This is a genomic window from Bradyrhizobium sp. WBOS07, assembly GCF_024585165.1.
In the GTDB taxonomy this organism is placed as follows: Bacteria; Pseudomonadota; Alphaproteobacteria; order Rhizobiales; family Xanthobacteraceae; genus Bradyrhizobium; species Bradyrhizobium japonicum_B.
Window position 1 is genome coordinate 6,049,398 of record NZ_CP029008.1, and the last position, 19,981, is coordinate 6,069,378.

17 protein-coding genes are annotated in these 19,981 nt (G+C 65.3%); 9 read left to right on the forward strand and 8 right to left on the reverse strand.

Annotated elements, in window-relative coordinates:
• Positions 1-15: 15 nt before the first annotated feature.
• The 5 genes from DCM79_RS28735 to DCM79_RS28755 all read right to left on the reverse strand — a co-directional run bounded on the left by DCM79_RS28735 (position 16) and on the right by DCM79_RS28755 (position 5,604).
• Complete coding sequence (locus DCM79_RS28735) at positions 16-840, reverse strand: phosphodiesterase (RefSeq protein ID WP_257177441.1); 825 nt, start codon at positions 838-840, stop codon at positions 16-18.
• Between the two features lie 281 nt (positions 841-1,121).
• Positions 1,122-2,402, reverse strand: coding sequence for an ABC transporter substrate-binding protein (locus DCM79_RS28740; RefSeq protein WP_257177442.1), 1,281 nt, complete (start codon positions 2,400-2,402; stop codon positions 1,122-1,124).
• A 28-nt stretch (positions 2,403-2,430) separates the two neighbouring features.
• Complete coding sequence (locus tag DCM79_RS28745) at positions 2,431-3,195, reverse strand: carbohydrate ABC transporter permease (RefSeq protein ID WP_257180872.1); 765 nt, start codon at positions 3,193-3,195, stop codon at positions 2,431-2,433.
• Between the two features lie 317 nt (positions 3,196-3,512).
• Positions 3,513-4,460: a carbohydrate ABC transporter permease gene (locus DCM79_RS28750; RefSeq protein WP_257177443.1), complete on the reverse strand. Its 948-nt coding sequence runs from the start codon at positions 4,458-4,460 to the stop codon at positions 3,513-3,515.
• Positions 4,453-5,604: an ABC transporter ATP-binding protein gene (locus tag DCM79_RS28755; protein WP_257177444.1), complete on the reverse strand. Its 1,152-nt coding sequence runs from the start codon at positions 5,602-5,604 to the stop codon at positions 4,453-4,455. The genes DCM79_RS28750 and DCM79_RS28755 overlap by 8 nt, the downstream gene beginning before the upstream one ends.
• Before the next feature lie 151 nt (positions 5,605-5,755).
• Here DCM79_RS28755 and DCM79_RS28760 point away from each other — a divergent pair, with 151 nt between their 5' ends.
• The 8 genes from DCM79_RS28760 (at position 5,756) to DCM79_RS28795 (ending at position 14,550) form a co-directional block, all read left to right on the forward strand.
• Positions 5,756-6,655 carry a LysR family transcriptional regulator gene (locus tag DCM79_RS28760; RefSeq protein WP_049820255.1) on the forward strand — a complete coding sequence of 300 codons (900 nt, stop codon included), beginning with the start codon at positions 5,756-5,758 and terminating at the stop codon, positions 6,653-6,655.
• A gap of 223 nt (positions 6,656-6,878) precedes the next feature.
• Positions 6,879-7,706, forward strand: a complete 828-nt coding sequence (locus DCM79_RS28765) for a metal-dependent phosphohydrolase (protein ID WP_028135309.1) — start codon at positions 6,879-6,881, stop codon at positions 7,704-7,706.
• 37 nt (positions 7,707-7,743) lie between these two features.
• Positions 7,744-8,649, forward strand: a complete 906-nt coding sequence (locus DCM79_RS28770; protein WP_257177445.1) for an alpha/beta fold hydrolase — start codon at positions 7,744-7,746, stop codon at positions 8,647-8,649.
• Between the two features lie 240 nt (positions 8,650-8,889).
• Positions 8,890-9,516, forward strand: coding sequence for a GTP cyclohydrolase I FolE (gene folE / locus DCM79_RS28775; RefSeq protein ID WP_257177446.1), 627 nt, complete (start codon positions 8,890-8,892; stop codon positions 9,514-9,516).
• A 28-nt stretch (positions 9,517-9,544) separates the two neighbouring features.
• Positions 9,545-11,068, forward strand: a complete 1,524-nt coding sequence (locus DCM79_RS28780; RefSeq protein ID WP_257177447.1) for an FAD-dependent oxidoreductase — start codon at positions 9,545-9,547, stop codon at positions 11,066-11,068.
• 126 nt (positions 11,069-11,194) lie between these two features.
• A complete protein-coding gene (locus DCM79_RS28785; RefSeq protein ID WP_257177448.1) occupies positions 11,195-11,770 on the forward strand; it encodes an HdeD family acid-resistance protein in 576 nt (191 codons plus the stop codon).
• Between the two features lie 142 nt (positions 11,771-11,912).
• Positions 11,913-13,124, forward strand: a complete 1,212-nt coding sequence (locus tag DCM79_RS28790; RefSeq protein WP_257177449.1) for an ABC transporter substrate-binding protein — start codon at positions 11,913-11,915, stop codon at positions 13,122-13,124.
• Between the two features lie 211 nt (positions 13,125-13,335).
• Positions 13,336-14,550, forward strand: a complete 1,215-nt coding sequence (locus DCM79_RS28795) for an acyl-CoA dehydrogenase family protein (RefSeq protein WP_257177450.1) — start codon at positions 13,336-13,338, stop codon at positions 14,548-14,550.
• A 176-nt stretch (positions 14,551-14,726) separates the two neighbouring features.
• Here the strand turns inward: DCM79_RS28795 and DCM79_RS28800 are convergent, their stop codons facing one another.
• The 3 genes from DCM79_RS28800 to DCM79_RS28810 all read right to left on the reverse strand — a co-directional run bounded on the left by DCM79_RS28800 (position 14,727) and on the right by DCM79_RS28810 (position 18,306).
• Positions 14,727-14,963 (reverse strand): thioredoxin family protein, encoded by a 237-nt coding sequence (locus DCM79_RS28800; protein WP_257177451.1) that lies wholly within the window; start codon positions 14,961-14,963, stop codon positions 14,727-14,729.
• Between the two features lie 31 nt (positions 14,964-14,994).
• Positions 14,995-16,440 carry a permease gene (locus DCM79_RS28805; RefSeq protein ID WP_257177452.1) on the reverse strand — a complete coding sequence of 482 codons (1,446 nt, stop codon included), beginning with the start codon at positions 16,438-16,440 and terminating at the stop codon, positions 14,995-14,997.
• Between the two features lie 126 nt (positions 16,441-16,566).
• On the reverse strand, positions 16,567-18,306 hold the full coding sequence (locus DCM79_RS28810; protein ID WP_257177453.1) for a methyl-accepting chemotaxis protein: 1,740 nt from the start codon (positions 18,304-18,306) through the stop codon (positions 16,567-16,569).
• Between the two features lie 224 nt (positions 18,307-18,530).
• Here DCM79_RS28810 and DCM79_RS28815 point away from each other — a divergent pair, with 224 nt between their 5' ends.
• Positions 18,531-19,913, forward strand: a complete 1,383-nt coding sequence (locus tag DCM79_RS28815) for an ethanolamine ammonia-lyase subunit EutB (RefSeq protein WP_257177454.1) — start codon at positions 18,531-18,533, stop codon at positions 19,911-19,913.
• The last annotated feature ends 68 nt before the right edge of the window (positions 19,914-19,981 follow it).

Below are 19,981 nucleotides of genomic sequence, written 5' to 3' on the forward strand. Positions count from 1 at the left end.
GCTGATTGGCTCCGGTCACCGAACCATGGTCTCGCGATCCCAGGCCTTGTAGTCGGGCGAACCCTGGGTGCGGATCGGGCCGTCGTAGCCGTATTCCACCATGTGGACGGTGACATAGTCGTCCCCGAAGAATGCGACGCCGTAGGATTGCGGCAGGTCGCAGGCGCTCAGCAGCTTGGTCTCCGAAAAGAGCGGATAGCTCGCATGGTTGGTGCCCCGCAGCGACGAGACGGGCACGCCGGCAATCGAGCCGGCGAGCGGCAAGTGGCAATGCCCGAAGAAGACGTGGCGGATCTTGGCCCGATGGCGATTGACGAGATGTCGGAACGGAGCCTCGTCGAGCAGGCCGATCTGGTCGAACGGGACGAGATGCACCGGCATGGGATTATGATGCATAAAGAGCAGGAACGGACCGTCATGCTTGGCAAGCCGGGCCTCGAGCCAGCCCAGGCGATCGTCGCAATAGCGACCGGCATGCGTTTCCGGGTGGGCGGTGTCGAGAAACAGGCAGCGTCCGGCGGCGGTATCATGAACGCCCTGGACGAAGCCGTTGTCGTCGGCGAGGTCGGGAAACACGCTCAGGAAGGCGGCGCGCCGGTCGTGGTTGCCGATGCACAGCCGGACCGGCAGCGGATATTCGTCGAGGCGCTGCTTGAGCCATTGATAGTCGGCGAGGTCGCCCCAATCCGAGAGATCGCCGGTGATGACCATCAGCTCGGCGTCATGATGATCCTTCAGGGCATGCGCCAGCGCCCGCTCGAAATTGGCGCGCGGATCGCGGCCGCCGATGGTCGAGCCGGGCGCCGTCAGGTGAATGTCGCTCAGATGCAGCAGTTTCATGGCTATCTCCAGTGATTGGGGGCACGGGACGCCGGAGCGTCCCGTGCCGGGGCTATCGCAGATGACTCGCGGCGGCGGCCTGCGCGCACGCCTCGTCCTTCGAGACGGCGCTTACGCGCCTCCTCAGGATGAGGCTAACTAGCGTCAGCGTCCGTTGAGACTGCTGCCGCACACTCCGCCCTCATCCTGAGGAGCCCGCCGCAAGCGGGCGTCTCGAAGGATGGCCGCAGGGAAACGCTCTCAAATGCGATAGCCCTGCGTGCCGGCGGATGTCAGGACCCTCAGCGCGCCGCGCCGGTGGTCTTCGGCAGCAGCTTCTGCACGTCCGCGGTCATGTCGGCGAGCACGGCCTCCGGCTCCTTGGCGCGGGCGCCCGAGATGATCGAGTTGAGGTGATCCTTGATCACGTCGGTGATCTTGAGGCCGTTGTCGCCGGGGAAGGCATACCACTTGGTGAGCAGCGCGAGCTGGCTGACCGCGGTGTAGTTATTGGGGTTCTTGACGTAGAAGTCCTTCAGGTAGACGTCGTTGGCGACCTTGTTCGGCGGCATGTAACCGGTGGTTTCCGCCATGATCGCCGCGCCCTTCGGGCCGGTCCAGAACTTCACCGCTTCCCAGGCGGCGTCGCGCTTGGCCTTGTCCTTGGCGAGGATCAGCACGACATTGCCGCCGGCCGGCAGCCTGCCGTTCGGAGAGACGACGTCCGGGAACGGGATCGTCTTCAGCGCGAACTTGCCGCCGGTCATTTGCGTGACCTTGTTGAGGTCCGAGGTCGAGGTGATGTGGAAGCCGGTCTTGCCGGAAGCGAACGCGGCGCGCATCGACGGCTGGTCGAGATTGGGCATACCGCCCTCGTTGACGAGCCGCGCGATCGTGTTGATGGCGAACTTGCCCTCCACGCCGTCGAACGCGACCTTGGTCTCGTCGGCATTGAGCATGGTGCCGCCGCGCGCGAACACCGGCGCCTGCCACAGCCAGTTGCCGGTGATGTCCCAGGCATAGGTGACGCCGTTGGTGTCGTTGCCAAGCGCCTTGATCTTCTTGGCGAGCGTGAGCAGTTCGTCCCAGGTCTTCGGCAGATTGTTGACATCGCCGCCGGCCTGCTTCACCAGGTCGAGATTGACGTAGACGATCGGCAGGGAGATCGCGAAGGGCAGGGCGTAGACCTTGCCGCCGGCGGTGCCGATGTCGTACATCGCCTGGTGGAAGCCCTGCTTGTCGAAATCCTTTTCGGCCCCGATGTAACCATCAAGAGGGGCCGGGATGTTCTTGTCGACCAGGACGCGGATGCGGTTCAGGCCCTGGAAGGACACATCAGGCATCTGGTTGGTCACGGCCTCGCGCAGCACCTTCTGGGTGGCGTCCTCGTAGGATTCGTAAGGCGCCCGCATCGTGACCTTGATCTCCGGGTGCACCTTGGCGAATTCCTCGGCGATGCGCTTGTGCGTCTCGGTGAACAGCTCCGGATAGGGATACTGCATCACGATCTCGGTCTTTGTCTGCGCGAGCGCAGATCCGGCCACGAGCGACAAAGCCGCCGCGGCGATGATGGACTTCAGCATGGATAGACTCCTGTTTGGGGTGGTTCGGTTACTTGATGCCGGTGAGGGTGATGCCCTCGATGAAGCGGCGTTGGGCGAAGAGGAAGGCGATAACGAGCGGCGCGATGATCACCATCGCCGCGGCCATCAGCGGGCCGTAGCTGGTGCCGGCCTCGTTGTTGCGGAAATGGGCGACCGCGAGCGGCGGCGTGCGCAAGTGCTCGCTGTTGAGCACGATCAGCGGCCAGAAATAATCGTTCCAATGCGCGACCACGGAGAAGATGCCGAAGGCGGTGACGGCCGGGATCGCGGCCGGCAGCATCACCCGCCAGACGATGCCGAATTCGGAGATGCCGTCCATGCGAGCGGCGTCAACGAGATCGTCCGGCACCGTCTTGAAGAACTGGCGCATCAGGAAGATGCCGAACACCGAGATCGTGAAGGGCAGGACCAGTGCGGCATAGCTGTCCAGCAGCCCGGCCTTGTGCAGCAGCAGGAAGACGGGGACTGCGGTCGCCTGCGGCGGGATCAGAATCCCGAACAGCACGAGCGCGAACAGCGTCTCGCGACCGAGGAAGCGGAGCTTCGCCAGCGCGTAGGCCGCCGGCAGCGCCACCATGACCTGCAACACGAAGATCGAGACCGTGACGATGACGCCGTTGACCAGGAAGCGCAGCAGATTGGCCTTGGCGAAGGCCTCGCGCAGGTTCTCCACCAGTGCGAATTGATGCGGGATCAGGTGCAGCTCGCTGGAGAAGATCTCGGTCTGCGGCTTGGACGCGGTCGAGATCATCCAGATGAAGGGCGCCAGCATGACCGCGGCGCCCGCGATCAGCAGCACGTGGCGGAGGATCGCCTGCAACGGGAAGGCAATCGCATATGGTGTGCCGGATGCGGCTGCATTGGCGGTCGGCTCCCTCTCCCGCTTGCGGGGGAGGGCTGGGGTGGGGGCTGTCTCCGCATCGGGATCGCCAGAAATTGCGGTGGATGTCCCCGCGTGGAGAGAACCCTCACCCGCCGCGCTCTGCGAGCGCGTCGGCCTCTCCCGCAAGCGGGAGAGGCGGAGCAAGCCCGTCCTCGTGACATCCATATGCGATTGCCCTGCCTGCAAAGGGGATGAATTCGTGCGGCTCATGTGTAGTGCACCCCGCGATCGGCGAGCCGCGATTTGATCAGGGTGAGCAGAAGAACGAACACCAGGAACACGACGGTGATCGCCGCGGCGTAACCTGAGCGGAAGAATTCGAAGCCTTCCGTGTACATGGTGTGGATCAGGACCTCGGTGGATTTGGACGGGCCACCCTTGGTCAAGACGTGCACGGTGTCGAACACCTGGAACGAGCGGATGCCGGAGATCACGACGACGAAGGTCGTCACCGGCCCCAGCATCGGCCAGGTCACGAGGCGAAAGCGCGCCCAGCCGCTCGAGGCGCCGTCGATCTCGGCCGCCTCGTAGAGCTGCTTGGGGATGGAGACGAGGCCGGCGAGGAACAGCACCATGTTGAAGCCGACGGCCTGCCAGATGCCGATTGCGCACAGCGCATAGAGCGCGGTGCTGCGGTCCTGCAGCCAGGCGAAGGCCGGCAGGCCCGCGCCGCGGAGCAGCCCGTTCACCAGGCCGAATTGCGGATGCAGCATGAACTCCCACACCACCGCCATCGCGATCAGGGTCGCCATGACAGGCAGGAAATAGATCGTCCGGTAGAGGCTGCGCAGGCTGGTGCCGCTCTGGATCAGCAGCGCGATCGCAAGGCCTGCGATCACGGCGCCGGGCACCACGATCACCACATAGGTCAGCGTGTTGCGCAGCGCGGTCCAGAACACCTTGTCGGCGAACAGGTCCTGGTAGTTGCCGAGCCCAATCCAGGCGAATTGTGGCGCGCCGAGCTGATAATCGGTGAAGGAGAGCGCGATCACGCCGGCGAGCGGACCAAGCAGCATCACCAGCATGAGCGCTGCGGCCGGCGTCACCAGGGCGTAAGCGGAATATGTGCGCCGGCTGCCATGCGCCGGTAACACCCGCCTCGCGGCGGCGGCCGGGACGATCGCCGCGTCAAGGGTCATGGAGCCGTCAGACATGGGCGACCTCGCGGATGCGCTCGGCCTGCTCCGCTCTCGGCGCGATCCGCTTCCCGGCCGAATCGAACAGCCGCACCGCATCGGGAGCGAAACCGAACGCGATGGGACTGCCCATCGCAGGCAAGTGCCTGACGTCGGCGAGCCGCGCGATCAGACGCAAGCCGGCGCCTTCGATCGCAAGGTGGACGAAGGCCTCCGCGCCGAGGTTTTCCAGATGAACGACGCTTCCGGAAAATGGCCCCGCGCCCAGTTCGATCCGCTCCGGGCGCACGCCGACACGGCAGTCGCCCGCGGCGGCGCCGCAGGCAAGCCGCAGAGCGATCCCCAGCACGTCGATGCCGCCGTCCTTCCGGATCCGGCCGGGAAGGATATTGATCTTGGGGCTGCCGATGAATTCGGCAACGCGGATGTCGCCGGGGTCGTTGTAGATCTCCGCGGGCGTGCCGGCCTGAATCAGTTCGCCGCCCATCATGACCGCGATCCGGCTCGACATGGTCATCGCCTCGGCCTGGTCGTGCGTGACATAGATGAAGGTTGCCTTGAGACGGCGATGCAGCTCGGCGAGCTCGGCGCGCATATGGACGCGCAGCTTGGCGTCGAGATTGGAGAGCGGCTCGTCGAACAGGAAGGCGCGGGGCTCGCGCACCATGGCGCGGCCGACGGCAACGCGTTGCCGCTGTCCGCCGGACAATTGCCCGGGCTTGCGCCGCAGCAGCGGCGCGATATCGAGCTGCTCGGCGATGGCCGCGATGTCGGCGCGGATGACGCGTTCCTTGGCGCGCCGGCCCGGCAGCAGCGCCCCCAGCAGCGGCAGCCGTTCGATCGCCGAGAGGCGCCGCATCCGCAGCGGCACTGCAATGTTGTCGAAGGTACTCAAATGCGGATAGAGCGCGTAGGACTGAAACACCATCGCGAGGTTGCGCGCGCTGGGTCGAATGTGATCTACGCCGCCGCCGTCGATGTGGACCTGCCCGGAATTCTGCGGCTCCAGCCCGGCGATGATCCGGAGCAGGGTCGACTTGCCGCAGCCGGAAGGGCCGACCAGCGAGATGAACTCGCCATCCTCGATCCGGAAATCGATGCCTTTCAGGACGTCGGTGCCGTCAAAGGATTTGCGGATTGCGGAAAGTTCGATTTGCGCCATGCGCGCTGATCCCCTGCTGGCCCGTTGCGGCGCACGAGGAGTAGGAAGCGCATCTGACATTCACATAACGGTCAATGGCCCGGCTTATGGTCGCCCCAGGTTTTGCTTTCGGGGCAGGAAGACGGGGAATATCGATCTTGGGTTGCTTGTCGTGGCGTTGACCTCCTCGCGCGTCCGGGCGGTCAATGCGGTGTTCGAGACCGGCAGCTTTGCCGCTGCGGCGAGGCGGCTCGGCGTGTCGCAGCCGGCGGTGGCGCAGCTCGTGCGCGACCTCGAAGCCGAGTTTGCGGTTGCGCTGTTCGACCGGCACGCCCAGACGCTGATCGCGACGCCGTTGTGCCGGCGCCTCTATGCCGCAACGAACCGGATGCAGGCACTCGAGGCGGATGCGCTGGCGATCCTCCAGCAGCGCGATGAGCTGACGGGGGGCGAGCTTCGCATCGGGCTCGGCAACGCCATGCCGGGCATGGCGCTGATCGCGGCCTTTCGCAACATGTATCCGAAGATCCAGATCAACATCGAGATCGGGAGCTGGTCGGCGATCATGGCGGCGGTGGTCGATCAGCGTGTCGACGTTGCCGTGCTGCCTGAGGTGCCGCAGGACAATCGCTTCCGTCGCGAACCCTGCGTGCAGCAGCGCGTCGTCGCGATCTGCCATCCCGTTCACGACCTCAGCCGGGAATCGCGCGTGTCCGCCGTCAGCTTGATGCAATATCCGCTGGTGTTTAGGACCCGGGATTCCGCGACCCAGCGCGTCGTGGATCGGGCCTTTCGCGCCGTCAATCTGCGTGCGAGTCCGGCGATCGTCGTCAACACGCGCGAGGGAATGCTGGAGGCCGTCGCCAACCGGCTCGGTGTCGGCTTCGTCTGGGAGCACGGCTCGAGCCGTATCGACCGCATCGCCAAGGTGGCGATCGCGGAAATGGAGGCGGAATCGCCCGAATACATCTTCTCGCTGGCCGGCAAACGCGGCAAGCTGGTCGAGCTGTTCTATCTGGCCAGAAGCCTTTCGCGCTCGGCGGATGGCGCCGACATCTTGTCCGCCCCGTAAAGCGGTGGTCGTGCCCGGGTCTTTCCGGGATCGTCGCCTTCAGGCTGTAGCCGGGCGTGACCGCAACCGTGATGTTGCGCAGCGGGAATATAACATAATTACGAATTTTTGATGCGGAGTTTGGTCAGCCGGCCCAAGATGGGCTATGCTGGTGCTGCGTCGAGAACAACACAGAGACGTCGGGAGAGAGCGTGGGACACCAGCGGCGGACGGGGCTGCATCCATGATAACCTTACCGAGACTGGCGGCCGAATCTCTCGAGAAGTTGCTCGGTACGTTCATGCGTCGCCGGTACGACGAGACCTCTGCAAGCATCGTCGAGAGCGCGACCCGCACCGCGATGGAATGCATCGGCAACAGCGATGCGCTCTATCATAATATCGAGCATACCATGCTGGTGACGCTGGCCGGCCATTCCATCCTCAGTGGCCGGAGTCTCCATACGCATCTGTCGGCCGCGGACTACGTCCATGTCCTGATCGCCTGCCTCGCCCACGACATCGGTTATGTCCGCGGGCTGTTCGAGGAGGACGACGCCGACGGCTTCGTCATCGACGCCGCCGATACCAAGATCTCGTTGCCGCGCGGTGCATCGGACGCGAGCCTGATGATGTATCATGTCGACCGGTCGAAACTGTATGTGACGCGGCGGTTGCGTCATATTCCCGGCCTGGATCCGGAGCGCATCGCCCGCGCCATCGAGGGCACGCGCTTCCCGGCCCGCCAGGGCCAGGACTATGACGACGAGGCCTCGATCCTGCGCGCCGCCGACTTCATCGGCCAGCTCGGCGATCCCAATTATCTGCGCAAGGCCAATGCGCTCTACTACGAATTCGAAGAGGTCGGCATGAATCGCCAGCTCGGCTACGATTCGCCGGCCGATATCGTGAACCGCTATCCGCAGTTTTATTGGAACAGCGTCGCACCGCACATCCAAACCGAGATCGGCTACCTCAACAAGACCGAGATCGGCCGGCAATGGATCGCCAATCTCTACAGCAATGTGTTCCGCGCCGAGCGCGACATCTCGCTGTCCGGGCCGCAGAAATAGGCTGGTTCTAAGGGTCCCAGCTCCGTGAGCAAGAACCATGCAACAAAAGACTATCACCACTGATGTCCTCGACATCGCCTATCGCGAATACGGCGCGCCGGACGGCTGGCCCTGCATCATGGGCCACGGCTTTCCCTACGACGTGAACGCCTATGCCGAGACCGCGCCTGCTATCGCCGAGGCCGGTGCGCGCGTGCTGGTGCCCTGGGTGCGCGGCTACGGGCCGACGCGCTTTCGCAGCGCCTCGACCTTGCGCTCCGGCGAACAGGCGGCACTCGGCGCCGATCTCCTGGCCTTCATGGACGCGCTCAAGATCCAGCGCGCGGTGGTCGGCGGCTATGATTGGGGCGGGCGCGCGGCCTGCGTGGTCGCAGCGCTCCATCCGGAGCGCGTGATCGGCCTCGTCTCCGGCAATTCCTACAACGTCCAGAACATCGCCCGCGCCATGGAGCCGGCCTCGCCGCCGGAGGAGGCGGCGCTCTGGTATCAATATCTGTTCCACAACGAGCGCGGCCGCCGCGCGCTGGAGCGCAACCGGCGCGGCTTCGCGCGCCAGCTCTGGGCGATGTGGTCGCCGAAATGGGCGTTCGACGACGCAACGTTCGAGCGAAGCGCGGTGGCTTTCGACAACCCCGATTTCGTCGATGTCGTGATCCACTCCTACCGCCACCGCTACGCGCTGGTCGCGGGCGACCCCGCTTATGCGGAGATCGAGGCGCGGCTCGCCAGCCAGCCGCAGATCCGCGTCCCGACCATTGCGATCGACGGCGACAGCGACGGCGTCAATCCCGGCACCGCCCATCACGCGCGCAAGTTCGAGGGCTTCTTCGAGCGGCGTGTCTTCACCGATGCCGGTCATAATCTGCCGCAGGAGCGGCCGGCCGAATGGGCGCAGGCCGTGATCGACGTGCGGAAGGCGGCGGCTGCGGCATCGGCAGTCTAGCTCCTCATCCTGAGGGCCCGCGCAGCGGGTATCGAAGGATGAAAGGCCCCGCAGCCGGGCCTGCATGGTTCGAGACGCGTCTTCGGCGCTCCTCACCATGAGGGTTTAGGAGTTCAGGCGCTGGACCTACCGACTTCCACTCCCCCAAATTTCCCTGGTCTGCGGGAACCTTTTCCGATCGCAACCGTCCAAGCTTTGGGGCCGCTTCTGGATGCGGGCTCTTTGCAGGGGAGGATCTCGATGAAGTCGCACGTGCGTAAGTTGGAACGTGTCGCGGTTGCGCAGGCGCCGGTCGAACGGCCCGACCGGGCGGAGGTCGAGCAGGCGGTCCGGACCATGATCCGCTGGGCCGGCGATGATCCCGGGCGCGACGGCCTGCGCGACACGCCGGACCGGGTCGCCCGCGCCTTCGAGGAGTATTTTTCCGGATACGCGCAGGACCCGACCGAGATCCTGCAAAAGACCTTCGAGGAGATCGAGGGCTATGACGAGATGATCGTGCTGCGCGGCGTTCGCTTCGAGAGCCATTGCGAGCACCACATGGCGCCGATCGTCGGCCGCGCCTGGGTGGCCTATATTCCGCAAGGGCGCGTCGTCGGCATCTCCAAGCTCGCGCGCGTGGTCGATGTCTACGCCAAACGGCTGCAGATCCAGGAGAAGATGACGGCGCAGATCGCCAACACCATCAACGACGTGCTCAAGCCCGAAGGCGTCGGCGTCATCATCAAGGCGACGCATCATTGCATGACCACGCGCGGTGCGCACAAGCCCGGGACTGATCTCGTCACCAGCCGCATGCTGGGCGTGTTCCGCGACAATGCGCTGACGCGCCAGGAGCTGCTGGGCCTCGCCAATTCGGACGATTGATCCGCGCGCGCAAGAAGGAGGCCTCGCCATGACCGAGGACAACAAGCCGAGCGGACCCGATCTGAGCAAGGGCGTATCGCTGAGCGCGTTCAAGGACGGCAAATTGCTCGGTCACGTCGGGGAGGAGGACGTCCTGCTGGTGCAGGCGGGCAGCGAGATCTTCGCGATCGAGCCGGCCTGCAGCCACTATCACGGTCCGCTCGCCGAGGGCCTGGTGGTGGGCGATACCATCCGTTGTCCCTGGCATCATGCCTGCTTCTCCCTGCGCACGGGCGAAGCCACCCGCCCACCGGCGTTGAATGCATTGGCGATCTGGGAGGTCGCGCGCGATCGGGACAGCATCCTCGTTCGGCGCAAGCGCGAGGCACTGACGCCGCCGGCCGCACATCGCAACGTCCCGCCGCCGGAGAAGTTCGTCATCGTCGGCGGCGGCGCCGCCGGCTTTTCCGCTGCCGAGACGCTCCGGCGCGAGGGCTTTGCCGGCGCCATCACCATGCTGAGCAATGACGAAGCGATGCCGGTCGACCGGCCCAACCTCTCCAAGGATTACCTCGCGGGCAACGCGCCGGAGGATTGGTTGCCGTTGCGCGGTAAGGACTATTACCAGGACGCCGGCATCGATCTCAGGCTCAACACCGATGTCGCCACCATCGATGCGAAGACGCGCAGCGTCACGCTCGGAAATGGCGACAAGCTGCCATTCGACCGACTGCTGCTCGCGACCGGCGCCGAGCCGGTCAAGCTGCAGATTCCGGGCGCGGACCAGCCGCACGTTCACACCTTGCGTTCGGTCGCCGACAGCCGCGCCATCATCAAGGCTGCTGGGAGTGCCAAGCGCGCGCTGGTGATCGGCGCGAGCTTCATCGGGCTGGAAGTCGCGGCTTCCTTGCGAGCCCGCAAGATCGAGGTGCACGTCGTCGCGCCGGACGAGCGGCCGATGCAGAAAGTGCTCGGCGCCGAGATGGGCGACTTCGTCCGGTCCCTGCATGAGGAGAACGGCGTCATCTTCCACTTGAAGGATAGGGTGGAGAGGCTCGACGGCATGCGCGCCACGTTGAAGAGCGGCGCCGTCATCGAGGCTGACCTCGTCGTGGTCGGCATCGGCGTCAAGCCGCGCCTGGCGCTCGCCGAGCAGGCGGGGCTGGCGGCCGATCGTGGCGTCAGCGTGAGCGAATATCTGGAGACCAGCGCATTCGGCATTTTCGCGGCCGGCGACATCGCCCGCTGGCCCGATCCGCATTCGCGGCAGACTATCCGCGTCGAGCACTGGGTGGTGGCGGAGCGGCAGGGGCAGACGGCGGCGCGCAACATGCTCGGCAGGCGCGAGCGCTTCGACGCCGTGCCGTTCTTCTGGAGCCAGCACTACGATGTCCCGATCAACTATGTCGGTCACGCCGAGAACTTCGACGACATCGCGATCGACGGCAGCATCTCCGAAAAGGACTGCCTGTTGAAGTACCGTAAGGGCGGCCGCGTGCTGGCGGTCGCTTCAATTTATCGCGATCTCGACAATCTCAAGGCCGAATTGGAGATGGAGCGCTCGCACGGCTGAAGCGGCGCGCCCGATCTTGATTTGCGTCAACGTTGCGGCGGTTAATGGCTGATCTGCTGGCTGCGTCCCGGTGCGGTGCGTGCTATCTTGGCGTGTGCCCGCGGGCTTCGCATGCAGGAGTCGCCCATGACAAGTGTTTCAGATGCGCCTCACCCTTCCGGTCTGGGCTCGGGTATCTCGGCGCTACGTGCCAAATGGGGCTGGATCGTTGCCCTCGGCGTCGTTTACCTCATCGCCGGCTTCGTCGCGCTCGGCAGCATGATGATGGCAACGGTGGCGAGCGTGATCGTGGTCGGCGCGATGATGGTCGTTGCCGGCGTGACCGAGGTGATCGGCGCATTCCAGATGAAAAGCTGGGGCAAGTTCCTGATCTGGGCCTTGCTCGGCGCGCTCTACATCGTTGCCGGATTCCTCACCTTCGAGAACCCGCTCTTTGCCGCCGTGCTGCTCACTCTCTTTCTCGGCGCTTCGCTGCTGGCCTCCGGCGCAGTCAGACTGTTTCTCGCTTTCAGCATGAAGCGCGAGAGCCCGTGGGTCTGGGTGGCGCTGTCGGCCGTCGTCACGCTGCTGCTCGGGCTTTTGATCCTGGCGCGCTGGCCGGTGAACAGCGTCTACATCCTCGGCCTGTTTCTCGGCATCGACCTGATCATGGCGGGTGCGGGCTGGGTCAGCCTTGGTCTCAGCTTGAAGCAGCGCCGCTAGCTCCTGCGCGCTGGGTGCCAGCCCATCAGCAACTCGACGCAAGACCACTTCGCGGAACTCCGCTGAGCTGACGCGCTGACAAAAAAGCAGCGCGCCGCGCCTTCACGCATGACGCCGCGGCGATAATCATCGGGGAGAAGCCATGAAAGCCGCTTTGGTCCTGGCCGCAGCTCTGGCTGCCGCCTGCCTGTCGACGCCTGTCTCCGCGCAGAAATCCTACGGTCCCGGCGTCAGCGACACCGAGATCAAGATCGGCAACACCATGCCCTATAGCGGGCCGGCTTCGCCGCTCAGCATCACGGGCAAGGTGATCGCGGCCTATTTCGACGAGGTCAACGAGAAAGGCGGCGTCAACGGCCGCAAGCTCAACCTGATCTCGCTGGACGACGCGTTCTCGCCGCCCAAGACCATGGAGGCGGCGCGGCGCCTCGTCGAAGGCGACGGCGTTGCCTTCATCTTCGCCACCATGGGCACGGCGCCGAGCTCGGCGATCGCGAAGTACCTCAACAGCAACAAGGTGCCGCAGCTGTTCCTGATCAGCTCGGCCTCGAAGTGGAACGATCCCGCCAACATGCCGTGGTCGATGGCGCTGCCCTGGGCGCCGAACTACACCAGCGAGGCCGCGATCGACGTCGCCTATGCCCGCGCCAAGAACCCGAATGCGCGATTTGCGGTGCTCTATCAGAACGACGACGCCGGCAAGGAATATTTGCGCGGCGTCAAGGAGGCGCTCGGCACCGAGGCCGACAAGGCGATCGCGATGGCCTCGAGCTTCGAGGTCGCCGACCCCACGGTCGATTCCCAGGTGCTGACGCTGGCGAACACGAAAGCCGACGTCTTCCTGATCTATTCGGTGACGCCGCGCGCCTGCGCGCAGGCGATCCGCAAGGCGCATGAGGTCGGCTGGCAGCCGACGCGCTTCATCGCGAGCGGCTGCGCCAACAAGGCCACCGTCATGGTGCCGGCCGGCCTCGAAGCCGGCAAGGGCGTGCTCTCGCTCGGCGCGCTGAAGCCGTTCGTCGAGACGCCGAAGAACGACCCGGCGATGACGGCCTATATCGACTTCATGAAGAAGCGCCTGCCCAATGCCGATGTCAACAACGTCGCCGGCCTCTATGGCTACACCGTTGCCGAGGCCCTGGTGGTGCTGCTGAAGCAGTGCAAGGACAATCTGACGCGCGAGAACATCATGGCGCAGGCCGCGAACCTGAAGAACGTGCCGCTGTCGCTGCTGCTGCCCGGCATCACCCTGAACACCACGCCGCAGGATTTCCGCCCGATCAAGGACGGCTACATGCTGCAATTCGACGGCAACGACTGGGTGGTCGCAAGCGAATTGCTGAAGGGGACGTGAGGGGTATCTCTCCGCGAGGCAGGAATCGTAGGGTGGGCAAAGGCGCCCTTGCGCCGTGCCCACCACCTCTCTCGGTCGCAAACAATGCGTGGGCACGCTTCGCTTTGCCCACCCTATGATACTGACTGCTTAGCCCGACCCTGAGGAGACCGCGGAGCGGTCGTCTCGAAGGGCGAGGCGCGCGCTCCATCTTTGCGAACAGGAGACCACCATGGACTTTCAACACACCGCCCGTTCGCTGGAGCTTCAGGAGCGCGTCCGCCAATTCATGCGGACGCATGTCGAGCCGGTGGAGGAGCTCTATTACGAGCAGGTGAAGCCGGAAGCGGCGCGCTACAAGACGCCGCCTGTGCTGCAGGACCTGAAGAAGTTGGCGCGCGAGCAGGGGCTCTGGAACCTGTTTCTCTCCGGCGAGCACGGACCGGGTCTTTCCAATCTCGACTACGCGCCGGTGAAGGAGATCATGGGCCGCATCCTCTGGGCGCCGGAGGTCTTCAACTGCTCGGCGCCGGACGTCGGCAACATGGAGGTGCTGGCCAATTACGGCACCAGGGCGCAGCAGGAGCGCTGGCTGAAGCCGCTGCTGGAAGGGCGCATCCGTTCCGGCTTCTCGATGACCGAGCCGCAGGTCGCCTCCAGCGACGCCACCAACATCCAGTGCGCCATCACGCGCGACGGCAACGATTACGTCATCAACGGGCGGAAGTGGTTCACCTCGGGCGCGATGAACGAGGATTGCGAGATCCTGATCGTGATGGGCAAGACCGCGCCCGATGATCCCGACCGCCACCGCCAGCAATCCATGATCCTGGTGCCCAGGAACACGCCCGGCGTGCGCATCGTCCGCGACATGCTGACCTACGGCTATGACGACGCCCCGGCCGGCCACCCCGAGATCGTCTACGAGAACGTCCGCGTGCCGGCCGAGAACATCCTGCTCGGTGAAGGCCGAGGCTTCGAGATCGCGCAGGGGCGGCTCGGTCCCGGCCGGATCCATCATTGCATGCGGCTGATCGGCTGCGCCCAGCGCGCGCTCGAACTGATGTGCCGGCGCGCGGTGTCGCGGGTCGCCTTCAGCAAGCCGCTGGCCGAGCAGGGATCGGTGCGCGAGGACATCGCGCATTCCTTCTGCGAGATCGCGCAGGCCCGGCTGTTGACGCTGCAGGCCGCCGACAAGATGGACCGGGAGGGCAAGAAGGCCGCGCGCGACCTGATCGCCGCGGCGAAGATCGTGGTGCCCGGCATGGCCGCCCGCGTCATCGACCGCGCCATCCAAATCCACGGCGCCGCCGGCGTCTCGCAGGACACCTTCCTCGCCCGCGCCTACGTCTACGCCCGCTTCATCCGCATCGGCGACGGGCCGGACCAGGTGCATCTGGCTGCGCTGGGGAAGGAGCTGATCCGGCGCGGCGGGGTGATGGGGTAGGGCGTTGGCTCCATGGCCGGCGCCTTCGATGCAGTCGTGACGATCTCTCGTACCCGTTGCCGTCCCGACAGTTCAATTCGGGCGAAATTGATTTTGGCTCACACCGATCTCAGGTGGAGTGCGACGACCGCCATCCCGACCGCGGGCACGAGCCGCGATAACGTTAGGGCCTTCTCTTAAACCGCCAATAACTTCTGGACTTCGGCGACGGTCGGAATGCGTCCGCTGCTGACCAGCTTTTCATTGACCACAAGACCCGGCGTGGACAACACGTCATAGGCCATGATGTCCTTCATTTCGGTGACCTTGACGAATTCGGCTGGAATGTTGGCGCGGCTGGCGGCTTCGCGCGCGACAGCTTCGAGTTTCTTGCAGTTGGCGCAGCCAGGGCCGAGGATCTTGACAATTATCATGCTCGTCTTCTCCTTCCATCGTGTGAACGTGCTACGCGGGAGCGGCCGCGCGCTGGCGCTGCCGTAGCCAGACCAGCGAGCCGCCTATTGCAGCCACGATGAACGTCAGCGTGAGAGCCAGTGGTGCCCAACCCATGCCGTCGACCCACGCGCCGTAGATCAGGCCTGCGGTGATGCTGAACAACGCCACGGCTCCCACATAGGCGGCGGTCTTGGCGCGGCCGATCACGACCGCCACCATCAACATGCTTTGAAGACTCAATTCGGGGTCGGCCATCAGGTAAGCCAGCAGCGGACCGCGGTGCATACCGAGATCGAGGAACATGCGTGCCACCGGCACTTCCACCAGAGTTGGAAAGTACATGAAGACGCCAAAGCCCACCCCCAGCGCATTGGCGAGCAGGGTGTTGCTGCCGGCAAGGCTCTCGATCCATTCCGGCTGAATGACCTGACGCACCATGCCGACCAGGAACACGCCCACCAGGAGCAGCGCAAAGATCTGCTTCACGAAGCGCCAGGACTCCCACAGCCACGACCGCCAATCATCGGCAGCCAGCTTGCGCGCGAAGTGCCACACCGCCCACATGCTGAGGGCAACCGCCAGCACGCGTCCCGTCAGTCCCACCTCCAGTCCGCCCGGCTCGGGCGTCAGGCGCGCGGCGGCCACCAGCAAGGTGGTGGCGGAGAGGCCAAGTGCCAGCCAGGTCCAGAGATTGGCGCCTTCGATGATGTTCTCCATCCCTTTCCACACGGTCGCGGCAATGAGCAACAGCAAGACAATCAGAACGGACCCGTGAAAGCCGACACCTTCCTCGCCTTTGCCAACGTCGAATGGCATCCATTGAAACAGCAAGGTCTGCCAGGCCTCGGCCCATGGCAGGGGCAGATGAACGGTCGCCATCGTGGCCGTGAACGGCCACAATTTGATGGTGCCGGCAATCAACACCGCGACAAGCGACAACAGCACGCCCAGTGCCGCCGGGGAAACGGCAGCCTGCTCGGCGAACAGGGCGTCGGTCTGGGCGTCATGGCCGACATCGTCGCGCCAGAACAGCAGTGCCATCAGCAGGCCGATTCCAATGCCGAACAACAGGCACATCACCACCCGGGCGACGGCAAACTCCAGTCCCAGTATGCTACCAGTGTAGGTCAACGCCATGATGTTGCCTGCAGGCGCAAAGAACAGGAAAGCGATTGCCGGTCCGATGCCCGCGCCTTTCCGATAGATGCCTGCAAACAACGGCACGATGGTGCAGGAGCACACGGCCAGCACGGAGCCGGCTGCGGCAGCCGCCGGGTAGGATACATAGGCCGGCGTGTTGCGTCCCAGCCAGCGCGTAATGCTGGCCTTGGGGATCAGCGCCACCATTGCCCCGGCGATGAAGAAGGCCGGCAACAAGCACAGCAGGACATGCGCCGCCAAATAGGAAGCGAGGCTGCCCGTGCCGCCGATGAGCAATTTGATCGCGAGTTCCATGATGGTGCCATCAGACCGGAACGCGCAAGCGCGGCATTGACCTGGGTCAACACAAACCGTCCCAGGGTGAATGCCGATTTCATGCCGGCGAATTGCTCAAGCCAGCGCTGTGGTCCGATTGCGCGGTCACCCCGCCTTGGCGATCCGCCCGTCTTCCGACCCCGCGCGCAGGTTCTGGAAGAATTTCTCCACCTCGCGCGACAGCGTGTCCGCGGTTTCGGCCACGCTGCCCGCCGCACTCAGCACCGAGGCGGCGGCCGTATCGGTCTCGCCGATGGCGTCGCGCAGCGAGGTGATGTTGGCGACCAGCGTCGCGTTGCCTTGCGCGGCGCTCTGCGCGTTGGACGAGATCTCGCGCGTGGCGGCGTCCTGCTGACCGACGGCGCCGGCGATCGCCGAGGTGACCTCGTTGATCTCGCGCACCGCGCCGCCGATCTCGCGGACGGCGTCGACCGCGTTGCGGGTCGAGGACTGGATCATCGCGACGTTCTCGCTGATCTCGGCGGTGGCCTTGGCGGTCTGGCCCGCGAGCGCCTTCACTTCATGGGCGACCACGGCAAAGCCGCGGCCGGCATCGCCGGCGCGCGCGGCCTCGATGGTGGCGTTGAGCGCCAGCAGGTTGGTCTGCTCGGCGATGGCCTGGATCAGATTGAGCACGCCGTCGATGCGCTGCGTGGCCGCGGCAAGGCTCTCGATCTCGGAGATCGACTTCTCGGTGCGCTGGCCGGTCTGCTCGACCGCGCCGGCGCTCTGCCGCACCTGGCGGCCGATCTCCACCACCGAGGCGGACAGCTCCTCGGCCGCGCCCGCCACTGCCGTGACGTTGTGGGCGGCCTGCGCGGTGGCGTTGGCCGCCGTGCCGGCGCGGCTGTTCGCATCCGCGGTGACGCGGGTGATGGTCTGCGCGGTCTGGCGCATGACGGAGGCGTTGTCGCTGAGGCCGCGCATGATCGCGCCGATCGCCTCGCGAAACTGCTCGAAGGAGCGTTCGATGTGGCGGGCGCGCTCCTCGCGGGCGGCGGAGTCCTGCGAGACCTGCGAGGCGAGGTTGCGGTTGCGGCGCATGGCTTCCTGAAAGACCTGGATCGCGCGGGCGAGCGCGCCGATCTCGTCGGCACGGTCGGAGTGCGGCACCACGACGTCCTCGGTGCCATCGGCGACCTGCTTGATCGTCGCGGTGATCGCGGCGAGCGGCCGGGCGATCGAGCGGGCGATGATGACGATGCCGATCACGACCAGGGCCAGCGCCACGCCGCCGAGGCAGGTCAGCACCAAGGACAATCCGTGGTTTGCCTCGGTCTGCTGCGCGATCTGCCTGGCGCGCTCGGCATAGACCTTGGACAGCGCCTCGAGATCCTTGTTCAGCGCCGAGCGCACGGCGCGGTTGGCGTCGTTGTCGCCCCATTCGCGCCCCGCGGCCGCATTGATCTCGACGCCGCGCCGCACCAGCTCCTTGCGGAACTCGACGAATTGCTCGATGCGCTTCTTGAAGGTGGCGAACTGCTCGGCATCGTCGTCCCTAACGATGGTCTCCCAGCGCTTCACGACGTCCAGGATCTGCGCGTTGAACTTGAGCAGGCCGTCGCCGTATTTCTTCACCACGGCGGGCTCGGTCGACATGTAGACGCCGCGCGATTCCATCACGACCGCATAGACCAGCGAGTTGACCCGCTCGACGTTCAGCGCGGCGGCGTTCGCCGTCTCGATCGCGTTGGTCAGCTCGGCGCTGCGGCGGCTGTTGTAGTCGGACAGCACGGCGATCGCCGCCGTGAGCAGCGCGAACAGCGCGAAGATCGCGTAGAGCTTGGTGGCAAGCGTGAAACGGCCCGCCAGCTTGGCGGCATTCCCAGATCGGTCTGATGTCATGGTACTCAGGGGGCCCGGAATGGCCTGAAACGGCCGGTGAACGAGGGCGTGCAGAATTGATGCAAAACTATGCAGGATGAAGATGGATGCCGCGTTAACACGTCGGTCGGCGCTGTTGGCCATTGGTCGAAGGAAAGCTAAGATATTTCAGTGTCTTGATCCGAAGATATAGTCTCCGGATCGTGCTGGACTCGGCCAGTGGCCGACGAACCCCGGAGAGGGCCTTGGTCTACCGCCACACCATCGACGCCACGACCCACACGTTCCCGGACCTGCGCGATCTCCTGGCCAAGGCGACCCCGCCGCGCTCCGGCGACCGGCTGGCCGGGATCGCCGCCGACAGCGCCGAGCAGATGATCGCGGCCCGGATGGCGCTAGCCGACGTCCCGCTCGCCCGATTCCTGCAGGAGGCGGTCATCCCCTATGAGGCCGACGAGGTCACCCGCCTCGTCATCGACAGCCACGACGCGACGGCGTTTGCGCCGGTGGCATCCCTGACGGTTGGGGCCTTCCGCGACTGGCTGCTGTCGGATGCCACAACGCCCGAGGCCCTGCGCAGGCTGGCGGGCGGCATCACGCCGGAGATGGCGGCCGCGGTGTCGAAGCTGATGCGTAACCAGGATCTGATCCTGGCGGCGCGGAAATGCGAGGTCACTACCGCCTTCCGCAACACCATCGGCCTGAAGGGCCGGATGAGCACGCGGCTGCAGCCCAACCACCCGTTCGACGATGCCCGGGGCATCACCGCCTCTATCCTCGACGGCATCCTGCTCGGCGCGGGCGATGCCTGCATCGGCATCAATCCCGCCAGCGACGATCCGGCAATGATCGCGCGATTGCTGCGCCTGCTCGACGAGATCATCACGCGGCTGGCGATTCCGACGCAGGGCTGCGTGCTGACCCACGTCACGACGACGCTGTCGCTGATCGGGCAGGGCGTGCCGGTCGATCTCATCTTCCAGTCGGTCGCCGGCACCGAGGCCGCCAACCGCAGCTTCGGCGTCGACCTCGCGCTGCTGAAGGAGGCGCAGCAGGCCGGCCTGTCGCTGCGGCGCGGCACCGTCGGTCAGAACGTGATGTACTTCGAGACCGGCCAGGGCTCGGCGCTGTCGGCGGGCGCCCATCATGGCGTCGACCAGCAGACCTGTGAGGCACGCGCCTATGCGGTCGCCCGCGCCTTTGCCCCGCTCCTGGTCAACAGCGTGGTCGGCTTCATCGGCCCGGAATATCTCTATGACGGCAAAGAGATCATCCGCGCTGGGCTGGAGGATCATTTCTGCGGCAAGCTGCTCGGTCTGCCGCTCGGGGTCGACATCTGCTACACCAACCACGCCGAGGCGGACCAGGACGACATGGACAATTTGCTGACGCTGCTCGCGGCTGCCGGCGTCACCTTCATCATGGGCGTTCCCGGCGCCGACGACGTCATGCTGAACTACCAGTCGACGTCTTTTCACGACGCGCTCTATGTCCGTGACGTCTTCGGTCTGCGCCGCGCGCCGGAATTCGACGATTGGCTGGCGCGGTCGGGCATCACGGGCGCCGATTTCCGGATTGCCGGCGATGCGGGCCTGCTGCCCGATTTTGCCTCGCGCCTGATCGCGTAAGGCGGCGCAAACGCCAAACTTGCCGCGTCAGGAAACCATCGGCGCTCCCAGGAATTATGCTTATGCCA